Genomic DNA, 10839 nt, shown 5'->3' on the forward strand with positions numbered 1-10839 from the left:
CTGTTGAACGTGTTTATGCGGCTAATCATGGTCTTGCAAATTATGGTGCTCTGTTAAAAGCGGGGGTAAGGATAGTTTTGCCTTCTTTACCCTATCCTAAAGCCACACCAGTGATTAGAATTTGGGGGCGTAAATCATGAAGCCTTTTTGCACAGTTATGGCAAATGGCGAAGATATTACAAATTCTCTCATGGATTATGTCTTGTCGATTGAAATTACGGATGAGGCAGAAGACAAAAGCGACCGTATCACCATAGAGCTTGATGATCGTGCACGGGCAAATGACAATGGTTTTTTGGATATTCCTTTGATTGGAACAGTGGTTTCTATCAGTCTTGGCTATGAAGGGGGAGCTGTGCGGGATATGGGCACGTACTTGATTGATGAAATATCGGTAAGCAGCCCACCGCAAACTTTAAGTGTTACGGGACGTGCTGCTGCGATGAACACATCTTACAGAACACCCAAAAGCCAATCCTATCATCAGAAAACATTGGGCAGTATTGTTCAAGAGATCGCAACACGGAATGGTTATACGGCAAAGGTTGACCCGACACTTGCCAAAATTGTTGTGCGTCACATTGATCAAACGGCGGAAAGTGACATGGCTTTTGCTGCACGCCTTGCCGCGGAATATGATGCTGTTGCAAAGCCTGTTGATGGGAAACTGGTACTTGCCAAACGTGGTGCTGGCAAAGCCATAACGGGGGAGCTGCTTCCGATAGTTTCCATCAATGAGAGAATGTGTAGCTCTTGGGATTTTAAATATAGCGCACGTGATGAGGTAGGGGCAGCCAATGGCTTGGAAATGGATGCTGGAGACGATCAAAAGGCTGCTGCCGATGCACGGGCACCAGAAGAGATTGGGGAAGATGAAAACTTTATTCACATGGATGAGAGTGATAAAAACAAAAGCCTCACACTGCCTAAGCTGCAAGAGACAGAATCAACATCCATAAAAGAAGGGGAAGAGAAAAAAGGCGGTGTTATTGCTACTTATCATGATTTACGCAGTGGTGAGAAAAAGGAAGTCAAATCTGGTGAAGCACCGTTTCATGAATTAAAATATACCTATCACAACCAGTCAGAAGCTGTTGCAGCGATTGCTTCTTATCGCAATAAGTCATCACGTGGAAAATCATCCTTTTCGTGTGATATGGGTGGGAACCCTCTCATCCAAGCAGAAGCAAAGCTTATTCAAGAACCACCCTTTAGACCTTACATCCCTTTCGAGTGGCGTATCAAAAGCGTTAAACATGAGTTTGCACCCAATGGAGGCTATACAACACAAATAGACTGTGAACTTTTTGATGAAGGGCAGGAAGATGCCGCGGGAAATGTTGCCAACACCACACCAGATAAGGATGACATCATCGACCCCAACGCTCCTCCCACTGCCTCATATGAGGAAGGAGAGGATGCTATTCATATGGATGAAGGAGATGTGTAAAAGAGAACGGCTTAAAAATGGAAGGGAAATTTATTAGGGAGAAAGTAATTAGCAGAAAGAGATTTTATTTTTTAATAAGATTGTAAAATTTATCCATTTTTTATCTAAAATAGAATTTTTATAAAAGTTTTTTTACAAAAAGAAGTGGCTACTTCTTTAAGGAAGTAGCCACTTTTTTTTGGTTATCAGTCTTGGATAGGAATTCTCCAAGCTCTAAAACCATAGTCTTTTGCATACAGGATTTCTCCCGTATGAGGACACTTTCGCCAAGTGCGAAAGATGTGTTTGAAAGCTTTTTTCATAGCTTTCTCCTTGAGGTGAAGTCAACCTAGACAAAAACTCTCTACGATGATACAATTCCTCGAAGCGATTAGAGGATGCGTCATGCTGAGGAATCTTTTGTCTGGCTTACGCTAGCAAACCTCAAGCCTAGCGCAAACTTGTTTTGGGTTTGGGTTATAGCTCAAACCCATTTACTTTTTTAAATCTAACTTTAGCTGCTTGCCAAGAGACTTTACAAATCTTGACTATTTCATCTATTGTTGGGTGCTGTAGTATAAACTGGCGTGGCATCAAAAGCTCAGCAGCAAATTGGTTAGCTTGTTTTTCTGCACTACGATAAGGAGGTATCTGACCAGAAGTAACTGCACGCTGGAAAGGCAAATTTGTGTGTAACATAAAATGACCGAGTTCATGAGCCAATGTAAAATTTGAGCGCCCGTCATTATTGCACGCTTTTTCGTAAACACTTTGTCTTATAGCAATAAACTTCCCTTGTGGATGTGTAAGACCCTCTATATTTCCCATTTCTTTTTGTCCCAAAACGAGAAAAGTAAAATCCGAATCTGACATCATTTGAGCTAGGATAAACTCAAGAAAATGTAATATTGGAAAAGGTTCATAATGTGATAACCCCAATGTTTTTCGAATCCCGTTGGTTATGTTACTAATTTCTTTCCAACCACGAGAAGGAACTTCATAATCTAAGCTTTTATTCATTTGATTCCTTTTCCATTTCTTTTATCAACTGTCTGACTTCCATTATTTTTTCTTCGGAAAGGTTATCAATCACTCTAGCAAACATACCAATTGTTTCACGGCTAAGAGGATTAGAAGCATTTACCTTAAAGCTTTTACGGCAAATATCGGCTTCTTTTCTCAAGAGGTCTGCAACCTCTTGGTTTAAATTGTATATTTCAATTATTTTTTCCTCCATTTTAGAAGGAATAGGTTTTTTCCCAATCTCTACAGATGACAAGAATGCTGAGGATACACCTATTTTTTTAGCCATATCGAAAAGACGTTCAACGCGATCAATGCGGAGCTTTCGTAAACTTTTTCCGAAAGAAGTTAACATTAAAAAATCTCCTCATTTTTGTAGAAAAAATATTTATTAAATTGGGATTAAAAATTAATTTAACCGATTTAGGATTATATTGTCAAGAGCACATTTTAAAGATGCGAGTTAATATGCATATATAAAAAAGAAACAAGAAATTAATTTTTTACTTGACAATATCATAACAATGTGTCTATTGTTGATTCAGGTGCCTGAAAAACACTAAAACATCTAGCGGATTGATTACCGTAATAATCAGTCTTCTGTGCATTTAAAGACTTTGACTCATTATATACTACAAGTGTACAATGATTTTGTCGGGTGTGGTTATGCCATACAATACCCTTTGTGGGGAAAGCGTAACGACGGACTAGATGCCGTGTTTTTCAGCACCCGACGTCCTTTAGTGGATGTCCATGAAAAACATCTAACATCTAGGAGTTCATTATGAACAATTTAGTAACAATAAATGATGCTGGGGTTGCTGTCACAACCTCTTTAAAAATTGCTACGGGTGTGGGGAATAGCCACGCTACTGTCATCAAGCTTGTGCGCAATAATCGTAAAGATTTTGAAGAGTTTGGCTCACTCAGATTTGAAATCCAAGTGAGTAAAAAAGATGGTAAAGGCGGACAAAAGAGAGAGGTTGCTATTCTTAGTGAAGCACAGGCAACTTTACTCATGACATATATGCGCAACAATGACATGGTACGTGCGTTTAAAAAAGCACTTGTTAAAGCTTTTTATGAATTGAAAAGCCAATCTGCCGATTGCGAGCGTGATACACGGTTTGATTTACCAAGTTATTGGGATGGGATGAGACCAGCCGAAAAAGCCTTGTATCTTTTGGGACCAATACATGCACGTCTTGTTGAGGCTTTTAAGTTAGAAGAAGAAAACAGAAATTACAAAGCATTAATTGCAGAAGCAAAACGGGTTTTAGAAAATCCACTTAAAAAAGTGGCTTAACTGAAAGGAATATGACATGCTTTTTCCATTTTTTATGGCGGAAGCAGTCATATTTTATCAAGAGCTATTTATATTGTTGAAAATCACTTTGGATGACGCTATCTTTATGTAGTAACATAACTACATTTGTAAAATTGGAATTGATTATGCCTGTTATTATTACAAGCCGCGATTTTAATCATGAAATCAGCAAAGCAAAACGAGTTGCTTGCAAAGATACAGTCTTTATTACTGATCGAGGCAAACCCACGCATGTTTTAATGTCAATGGAAGCTTATCAAGAAATCACGGAACAAGGTGTTGGTAATATTCTGAAACGTTTGGCGATGCCTATTCATTCAGATATTGATCTTGCAGATATTGATTTGGAGACGGAGCGGCTACCTCTTCTTGATGAAGAGCGGGAAGTTTTTTAATGTTTCTCCTCGATACAAATGTTATTTCTGAGTTGCGTAAGGTAAGTTCTGGACGAGCTAATGAGAATGTTTGTCACTGGCTATCACAGATACATAGTGCACAGCTTTATCTTTCTGTGATGACAATTTTTGAATTAGAGCACGGTATATTACGTGTAGAGCGAAAGGATAAAATACAAGGAAAACTACTGCGTCAATGGCTTGATGGATATGTTTTACCGTTTTTTGCTAATAAGATTTTGCCCATTGATTTGCCTGTTGTTCGCCAATGCGCAAAGCTCCATGTTCCTGATCCCAAACCCGCAAGCGATACGCTCATCGCCGCTACAGCCTTAGTTCATGGTTTCACAGTAGTGACACACAATGTAAAAGATTTTGTGAACACGGGTGCTGCTATCATTGATCCATGGCTGCCACTTTAAAAAAACGTTGGCTAAGTCAGCATTTTGCACGCCATCAGAAGAAAAATGCGTTTTAGAAAATCCTATAAAAAAGTAGCTTAACTTTATCATGCAATTCATATCTTCACAGGTGGGAAGGTGGTTAAGATGTTTCTAAAGCTGTCTGTTCTTAACAATTGTTTTTGATAGGTGTTAAATTAATTTGTAAATTTAAAGCACTCAAAACACTAAGAAAAGTAGAAAGCCGTGGATCACCTTTATCACTTAAAGAACGATAAAGAGCCTCTCTTGATAGTCCTGTATCTTGAGCAATTTTGCTCATTCCTTGATTTTTCGCTATTATGCCAAGAGCATGTGCTAGATACTTACTATCTTTGCTTTCAAGAGCATCTTGTAAAAGAATCTCTTGTGTTTCAGGTGTCTTGAAATATTCACTTGTATCAAATTTAGTGATTTCCATGTTTCATTTCCTTTACTAATTGAAGAGCTTTTTCGATATCCTTTTGTTGTGTAGATTTATCACCCGCATTTAATAATAAAATGATTTGTTTATCTTGTTTTATAAAATAGACTCTATATCCTGATCCATGATTGATTTTTAACTCACCAATCCCACGAAAAAATTTGACATCACCAAGAAATCCCGTTTCCATTCTCGCAATTCGTTTAACGATATGCGCCTGTGCAGTCTCATCTTTTAAAGAATTTAGCCATTTTGTAAAATACCTTGTCGTGTACACTGTAAACATTTGTAACTTATAAGATACAATTGCTACAATGTCAAATATCTTCTTTTGTTTTAATAAAAAAAGCCAAATGTATTTTAATGCTATCTCAACACTAATTTAAACCTTTTAAAAACTACTTTTCTGTCCTGTTTTTTAAGGTAGCAACAAGTTCAGTTTTAACATGTCATTCAGCTCTGCTTTTTGCAGGGCTTTTTTTATGGAGGGAAGAATATGCGCAAAATATCCAAAGAAGGGCTTATGTTAATCAAGCAATGGGAAGGTTTGCGATTACACGCTTATCAAGACCCCATTGGGATATGGACAATTGGTTATGGTCACACAAGTGCTGCTGGAAAACCTATTGTTCATAAAAACATGAATATCACTGAAAAGGCAGCAGAAGATATTCTTTGTCGAGATTTAAAACAATTTGAGAGGAGTGTTGAACAAGCTGTCACTGTTTCTTTAACAGATGAGCAATTCGCAGCATTAGTATCGTTTTGTTATAATGTAGGGACAACAGCATTTTGCAACTCCACACTCCTTAAAAAGCTGAATAAAGGTGATTATGAAGCTGTACCAGCCGAATTACAGAGATGGACTAAAGCGGGTGGAAAGCGTCTTCAAGGTCTTGTTAATCGTCGAGCAGCAGAAGCGGGGTTATGGGTAAAGGGGTCGTATGTTGCTTCCAACTATCAAACAGTTGAAACAAAAGAGTCAACAGGTCTTTTAAAACTAGAAGCACTTGCACCAATCATTGGTTCCTTTTCGGGGCTTGGAGGCTTGTTAGCAGGGAATGGTCCCGTTCAATGGGCATTGGCAGCCATTATGGTGATAGCAGCCTGTATTGGTATTGCGTTTATAGCTAAACGCTTTCATGAGCAACGCTTATGATGTGGTGGGTCAAGAAGAATCTCCTCCCTCTCATGGCAGCTTTCGCTGCTTTTTTTATGGCTTTAGTAAAAGCTTTCTCCCTTGGAAAAAACGCAGAGAAACAAAAGCAAACGAAGAAAGCTTTAGAGGCAGCAACAACACGGTTTGAGGTGGAAAATGAAATTAACAAAAAAAGTGATGCTGATGTGCGCGTTGAGCTTTCTCGCTGGGTGCGTGACGAATAAAAGCGCTTCTTGTGTTGGTTGGAGACCAATTTATTTGGAACGTCAAGACCTCACTACAATGAGTTCCAGCTTAGCAAGAGACATCTTAAAGCATAACAAACAGGGCGAACGCTTGTGTGGGTGGAAACATGGTTAAAAGAAAAACTGAAAAGCACACAGAGCTTACGGATGCAGAAAAGGAAATGCTTCAAGAGATAATTGTTACCTACCAAAGTGTGAAAATGATGTCTCGCTTTATGAAGTGGATAGCGCTCATCATCTTTTTATTTATTCTTGAATTTGCACGTCTCATGGATGCGTTAGATAGCATTTTCACGCATCTAAAGCAGTGGCTAATTAAAAATTGAATGATTAAGACATTTGCTTATTTGTAATAATTGATAGCTGACGTGACAAATCTTTGTTAATAACTTCCATAAAAGTATGATTTCGTGCTTTTGCATTTTCAATAACAGCCTCCAGAGACATAACCTGTATATGGGCATTACGGTGAGGAAGATAACTACGCTGATAAATTTTTCCTTTTGGAGAAAAAATTGGAGCAAATCCATATGTAGTACGCAATTCATCTTCAAAAGCATTATCTATTTCAGAAATGAGATACATATACATTTCATTGACACCGTAGTCTGTAAGAACTTTTGAGTAATGACTCAATTGATTAATACCTGCATTTTTATAATCTGCTATAGGTCTTTTAAACTCTATTAAGACAGCCCGCTTTGCTGACTCAGAGTCAAATTTTTCTAGCTTAGAGTCAAAATAAATAGCTATATCAGGTCTGCTGTGCAATTCCTTATCTTTAATATTTATTTCGGCATTTGTTGATTTTTGTGATAATAAATTAACCTCTGAAAGGAATTCTTTTATCTCTTTATCACTTTGCAAATAATTATAGCTCATGAACTTATCATCAAGTATCCATAAGTTATTTTCTTTTAATGGTAAGGGTGAGGTTCTACTGGCTGTCTTTTTTTGAGGAATGAATAAATTATGAATCTCTTTTTCCAAAGTAGTAGGTTTTGTTAATTCAGTGAATTGCTGCAGAATGTAATCTCGAAATTGAATATACTGAGTTAACTCTAAACTAGCGAAATTTCGTGTTTTTTGTAAATTGTCTTCAGGCTTTCCTTTATTTTTAAGAAGATTTTTTCTAAGCGACAGTTTCTCTTGAGAGTATTTGTTTTCTGCGTTTTTAATAAAATCATCTTCTTCGAATACGCCACCGATCGCTTCTCTTTTATCTAAAAATCCTATTAAATAAGGATACCCTTTAGCAATTTCTTCGAGAAAAGCTCTCTTTTTTTCTTTAATTTCTGGAAAATTAGTATCAATTATTTCATTTAAAATGTTTTTTAAATTTTCATTAATATCAACCCAACTTATTTGTGCTTCTAAGTCGGGATTTTTTTTATCGATATTGAATTCATTTCGTTCGTCGTTAACACGCTCATCCAGAAGGGAAGACTCCAATAAAAATATCGTCATCACATTCTTGATTGGGGTAAGACTCATAAGCTTCGAAAAAGGCATAACAGTGCGTTTATTAGCACAATAAAATGCTTTTATTATATCATTAGTGCTTTCGTTTTTTTCAATTTTTTTAAAATGATAAGAAAGAGTGAATGAGAGTTTTAAAGGGCCGACTTCAAAGTTTTTCTTTTCTAAAGCAGGTAAATTTTGTGTTGTTATTGTAAAGTTATCATAGATTACATATTCACCATTTCTATCTTCTGCATAAAATTGAATTTGAATATTTTTTTCTTTTTTTAAAAAAAGCAACGGCAGAAGATGATAGTAAATATCATCGCGAATTAATTTTATATCTAAATTTTTTTGTTTATAAGGCTTTTCAAAATGTAAATGTGTCTTCCACCATTCATCTTGTTTGCCATCTTCTATTTTAAAAGAGTTTTGCGTAAACTGTGGCGTAAAATCCAGTGAAACACAAACATCAGTATTATTTTTATTTTTACAAAAGCTAGTAAGTATAACTTTTTTAAATATTTTTAAATAAGTTATACGCCCAATTCCTTTACATCCGTCTTTCAATTTATGATCACTTCCATAAGTGGAAAAAGACTTGATGTTTTCTTCTGTGAAGCCATCTCCGTTATCAAAGATATTCATAGATAAAATTGACCCATTTTCTAATATATCTGCATCAAGTTTGAATACAAGATCAATTCTCGTTGCATTAGCTTGTATAGAATTAACAATAGCTTCCTTAAGAACTGTAACAGTATTAATGTTTTTGGAAAGCTTATTAATTAGCGATTGTATATTGACCAACATGAGCGCACCAATATATTTGTGATTTTATATATACTATTGATATTTTTAATTTTTTTTATGATATTCAGGATAACTATTTTTGATAAAAAAAACGATAACTCATGATAGTGAATATTGTGTATACTTTTGATTGTGTTTTGAGACAATATGTTCTCATTATGAGGAATCGATTTAGAGAAATTGTGACACAATCAAAATTAATTGTTATTTGTGTCAACAAGGGCATTGTTCAAATATTTTACTCTATTTGGTAAAATTTTACAAAGATTTTGCATTGATCATTAGTCTCCTATAGTATGATTCAGAAAAATTCAAAAAATCGATAAAAAAATTTGGCAAAAAAACGTACTTGATAGAACAAAAATGTAAGAATCTTCTTTTGAATTGAGTAGATACTTATTATAAGTTTAACTATGTTTTACTAAGTTAAACAATATATAATTATGTGCAGATTGCAAAGGAGATAGATATTATGAGCGCAAAAAGTGAACTTATAGCAACCAAAGTAGATACAAACCTAAAAAATGCGTTTATGTCTATAGCTGAAAGAAAACACCGTCCTGCATCTCAAATTTTACGTGATCTCATTCGTATCTATGTTGAAAACAACAAGATACCTAATGAGGAGACGCTTGAAACTTTTTACAAAACAGACAGAAACGAAGATGTTTTTCATGCTAAAGATATTGCTGACTTGTGTAAGCAACTGGATATTTAACCATGCGTTCAGTGAGCTACTCAAAAAAATTTAAAAAGGATGTACAACGAGAAAAAAAGCGTGGCAAAGATATTCGAAAGCTTTTAGCGGTTATAAAGCTTTTGGTCGAGAAGCAGCAATTGCCAGTTATATTAAATGACCACCCTTTACAAGGAAACTGGAAGCCTCGTCGAGATATTCATATAGAACCCGATTGGTTACTGATTTATATAGTTGACGATGAACATGTCCATTTTGAGAGGACAGGTACACATTCAGATTTATTTAGATAAGAAAGATATTTTACGAAGGCATATTTGAAAATCTTATTCCCTCACTTTTATTTATGTATCCCTCACTTTAAAAAATACAAATAAAATCAATAAGTTATGCGCAATAAAAAGCAGTCTGGTGGGCGTGACAGGGATTGAACCTGTGACCCCTACGATGTCAACGTAGTGCTCTCCCGCTGAGCTACACGCCCATTCAACGATGTTGTCATACAACACATAGAATTACAAAGGTCAATGCCTAATTTAATTTTCTATCTGTTAAATATGAATAATTTGAAAAATACCTTTCTTTAGGCAGCGATAAGTATTTTCTCAACCTCATTAACTAGTTCACGCAAGTGAAATGGCTTAGAGAGCACTTTTGCATCAGGAGGGGCATCACTGTTTGAATTTAATGCAACTGCTGCAAAGCCTGTGATGAACATTACTCGTAAATCAGGATCAATTTCAGTAGCACGTCGTGCTAGTTCAATTCCATCCATTTCTGGCATCACAATATCGGTGAGGAGGAGAGAAAATGGCTCTTCTTGTAAACGTTCATATGCGCTAGCACCATTATCAAAATCAATAACTTCGTAGCCTGCGCGTTCTAAAGCTTTCGTTAAAAAACGACGCATATCATTGTCATCTTCTGCGAGCAAGATTCGTTTCATGATTATGTTCCAATTGCTCCATTTGTAGAGTATTTTGCCACATTGATTTATACAATATAGAGTATTTATAAAAAAAGCGATAAAATGCTCATAATTGAAATGAATGGCAAAATGGTTAATTCTTGCGATTTTTTTGAAGATACAGAATATTAGTTTTTAGTTGGTTAAATTCGAAGTGTATGTGATGTTAAAAGAGAAGATCAGTATAAATATTTTTGAAGTCTGTTAATTATAGATAGTGTTTCTTTTTAATTTTTTTCATTTTTGATTACAGCTATAAAAATTTTATAGGAACACTCATTTTAGAGATTAGCAATGTAAAAAAAATTATGTCATTGTACTAATTTGTATTTTTTGAAAAATTGTATAGCAGGATGAAGTTTTACAGCTCTCTGTTTTTCGTGTTCTTTTGTAAATATGCACTATAAGCACAATGAATCTGTTTCAAAAATGTTTTATTTTTCTTAAATAGATAATAAT

16 protein-coding genes and 1 tRNA gene are annotated in these 10839 nt (G+C 35.5%); 10 read left to right on the forward strand and 7 right to left on the reverse strand.

From position 1 onward, the window contains the following. Together V5N67_RS06720 and V5N67_RS06725 are read left to right on the forward strand one after the other, a co-directional pair. A partial coding sequence (locus V5N67_RS06720) for a tail protein X (protein ID WP_332061023.1) occupies positions 1-140 on the forward strand: 140 nt, incomplete at its 5' end. After that, positions 137-1450 (forward strand): phage late control D family protein, encoded by a 1314-nt coding sequence (locus tag V5N67_RS06725; RefSeq protein ID WP_332061116.1) that lies wholly within the window; start codon positions 137-139, stop codon positions 1448-1450. The genes V5N67_RS06720 and V5N67_RS06725, both read left to right, overlap by 4 nt. Positions 1451-1906: 456 nt before the next feature. On the opposite strand, the gene V5N67_RS06730 is transcribed toward V5N67_RS06725, so the two are convergent. Further along, entirely contained in the window at positions 1907-2449 is a 543-nt protein-coding gene (locus V5N67_RS06730; protein ID WP_332061117.1) for an ImmA/IrrE family metallo-endopeptidase, read from the reverse strand. Next, complete coding sequence (locus tag V5N67_RS06735; protein ID WP_332061118.1) at positions 2442-2807, reverse strand: XRE family transcriptional regulator; 366 nt, start codon at positions 2805-2807, stop codon at positions 2442-2444. The genes V5N67_RS06730 and V5N67_RS06735 overlap by 8 nt, the downstream gene beginning before the upstream one ends. Positions 2808-3236: 429 nt before the next feature. Here V5N67_RS06735 and V5N67_RS06740 point away from each other — a divergent pair, with 429 nt between their 5' ends. From V5N67_RS06740 to V5N67_RS06750, 3 genes are all read left to right on the forward strand, one after another. Then, entirely contained in the window at positions 3237-3758 is a 522-nt protein-coding gene (locus V5N67_RS06740) for a Rha family transcriptional regulator (protein ID WP_332061119.1), read from the forward strand. A 146-nt stretch (positions 3759-3904) separates the two neighbouring features. Continuing rightward, on the forward strand, positions 3905-4174 hold the full coding sequence (locus V5N67_RS06745) for a type II toxin-antitoxin system Phd/YefM family antitoxin (protein WP_332061120.1): 270 nt from the start codon (positions 3905-3907) through the stop codon (positions 4172-4174). Further along, complete coding sequence (locus V5N67_RS06750) at positions 4174-4596, forward strand: type II toxin-antitoxin system VapC family toxin (RefSeq protein ID WP_332061121.1); 423 nt, start codon at positions 4174-4176, stop codon at positions 4594-4596. The genes V5N67_RS06745 and V5N67_RS06750 overlap by 1 nt, the downstream gene beginning before the upstream one ends. 148 nt (positions 4597-4744) lie before the next feature. On the opposite strand, the gene V5N67_RS06755 is transcribed toward V5N67_RS06750, so the two are convergent. Both V5N67_RS06755 and V5N67_RS06760 read right to left on the reverse strand, forming a co-directional pair. Continuing rightward, a complete protein-coding gene (locus V5N67_RS06755; protein ID WP_332061122.1) occupies positions 4745-5035 on the reverse strand; it encodes an addiction module antidote protein in 291 nt (96 codons plus the stop codon). Then, positions 5022-5324 (reverse strand): type II toxin-antitoxin system RelE/ParE family toxin, encoded by a 303-nt coding sequence (locus V5N67_RS06760; protein ID WP_332061123.1) that lies wholly within the window; start codon positions 5322-5324, stop codon positions 5022-5024. Before V5N67_RS06760 ends, V5N67_RS06755 begins: the two co-directional genes overlap by 14 nt. Before the next feature lie 210 nt (positions 5325-5534). Here V5N67_RS06760 and bgtA point away from each other — a divergent pair, with 210 nt between their 5' ends. The 3 genes from bgtA (at position 5535) to V5N67_RS06775 (ending at position 6768) form a co-directional block, all read left to right on the forward strand. Next, on the forward strand, positions 5535-6197 hold the full coding sequence (gene bgtA, locus V5N67_RS06765; RefSeq protein ID WP_332061124.1) for a gene transfer agent endolysin BgtA: 663 nt from the start codon (positions 5535-5537) through the stop codon (positions 6195-6197). Further along, entirely contained in the window at positions 6194-6421 is a 228-nt protein-coding gene (locus V5N67_RS06770) for a hypothetical protein (RefSeq protein ID WP_332061125.1), read from the forward strand. The genes bgtA and V5N67_RS06770 overlap by 4 nt, the downstream gene beginning before the upstream one ends. 128 nt (positions 6422-6549) lie before the next feature. Continuing rightward, the gene (locus tag V5N67_RS06775) at positions 6550-6768 is read left to right on the forward strand and encodes a hypothetical protein (protein WP_332061126.1); all 219 of its coding nucleotides are present in this window, start codon (positions 6550-6552) and stop codon (positions 6766-6768) included. Between the two features lie 4 nt (positions 6769-6772). Here the strand turns inward: V5N67_RS06775 and V5N67_RS06780 are convergent, their stop codons facing one another. Continuing rightward, positions 6773-8716, reverse strand: a complete 1944-nt coding sequence (locus V5N67_RS06780) for an ATP-binding protein (RefSeq protein ID WP_332061127.1) — start codon at positions 8714-8716, stop codon at positions 6773-6775. Positions 8717-9188: 472 nt separating this feature from the next. Between V5N67_RS06780 and V5N67_RS06785 the strand changes: the two genes are divergently transcribed. Both V5N67_RS06785 and V5N67_RS06790 read left to right on the forward strand, forming a co-directional pair. After that, positions 9189-9434, forward strand: coding sequence for a ribbon-helix-helix domain-containing protein (locus V5N67_RS06785; RefSeq protein ID WP_332061128.1), 246 nt, complete (start codon positions 9189-9191; stop codon positions 9432-9434). Between the two features lie 2 nt (positions 9435-9436). Next, on the forward strand, positions 9437-9706 hold the full coding sequence (locus tag V5N67_RS06790) for a type II toxin-antitoxin system RelE/ParE family toxin (RefSeq protein ID WP_332061129.1): 270 nt from the start codon (positions 9437-9439) through the stop codon (positions 9704-9706). A gap of 116 nt (positions 9707-9822) precedes the next feature. Here the strand turns inward: V5N67_RS06790 and V5N67_RS06795 are convergent. Then, positions 9823-9897 (reverse strand) — tRNA-Val (locus V5N67_RS06795). Between the two features lie 99 nt (positions 9898-9996). After that, complete coding sequence (cpdR, locus tag V5N67_RS06800; RefSeq protein ID WP_332061130.1) at positions 9997-10359, reverse strand: cell cycle two-component system response regulator CpdR; 363 nt, start codon at positions 10357-10359, stop codon at positions 9997-9999. Positions 10360-10839: the final 480 nt, after the last annotated feature.

Origin of the sequence: Bartonella rhinolophi, from assembly GCF_036576165.1 — a bacterium.
Lineage (GTDB): Bacteria > Pseudomonadota > Alphaproteobacteria > Rhizobiales > Rhizobiaceae > Bartonella.

Excerpts from the sequence above, each read along its gene's own strand:
- V5N67_RS06725 (WP_332061116.1), top strand. The coding sequence starts at position 137 with ATGAAGCCTTTTTGCACAGTTATGGCAAATGGCGAAGATATTACAAAT.
- V5N67_RS06730 (WP_332061117.1), bottom strand. The coding sequence starts at position 2,449 with ATGAATAAAAGCTTAGATTATGAAGTTCCTTCTCGTGGTTGGAAAGAA.
- V5N67_RS06735 (WP_332061118.1), bottom strand. The coding sequence starts at position 2,807 with ATGTTAACTTCTTTCGGAAAAAGTTTACGAAAGCTCCGCATTGATCGC.
- V5N67_RS06740 (WP_332061119.1), top strand. The coding sequence starts at position 3,237 with ATGAACAATTTAGTAACAATAAATGATGCTGGGGTTGCTGTCACAACC.
- V5N67_RS06745 (WP_332061120.1), top strand. The coding sequence starts at position 3,905 with ATGCCTGTTATTATTACAAGCCGCGATTTTAATCATGAAATCAGCAAA.
- V5N67_RS06750 (WP_332061121.1), top strand. The coding sequence starts at position 4,174 with ATGTTTCTCCTCGATACAAATGTTATTTCTGAGTTGCGTAAGGTAAGT.
- V5N67_RS06755 (WP_332061122.1), bottom strand. The coding sequence starts at position 5,035 with ATGGAAATCACTAAATTTGATACAAGTGAATATTTCAAGACACCTGAA.
- V5N67_RS06760 (WP_332061123.1), bottom strand. The coding sequence starts at position 5,324 with ATGTTTACAGTGTACACGACAAGGTATTTTACAAAATGGCTAAATTCT.
- bgtA (WP_332061124.1), top strand. The coding sequence starts at position 5,535 with ATGCGCAAAATATCCAAAGAAGGGCTTATGTTAATCAAGCAATGGGAA.
- V5N67_RS06770 (WP_332061125.1), top strand. The coding sequence starts at position 6,194 with ATGATGTGGTGGGTCAAGAAGAATCTCCTCCCTCTCATGGCAGCTTTC.
- V5N67_RS06775 (WP_332061126.1), top strand. The coding sequence starts at position 6,550 with ATGGTTAAAAGAAAAACTGAAAAGCACACAGAGCTTACGGATGCAGAA.
- V5N67_RS06780 (WP_332061127.1), bottom strand. The coding sequence starts at position 8,716 with ATGTTGGTCAATATACAATCGCTAATTAATAAGCTTTCCAAAAACATT.
- V5N67_RS06785 (WP_332061128.1), top strand. The coding sequence starts at position 9,189 with ATGAGCGCAAAAAGTGAACTTATAGCAACCAAAGTAGATACAAACCTA.
- V5N67_RS06790 (WP_332061129.1), top strand. The coding sequence starts at position 9,437 with ATGCGTTCAGTGAGCTACTCAAAAAAATTTAAAAAGGATGTACAACGA.
- cpdR (WP_332061130.1), bottom strand. The coding sequence starts at position 10,359 with ATGAAACGAATCTTGCTCGCAGAAGATGACAATGATATGCGTCGTTTT.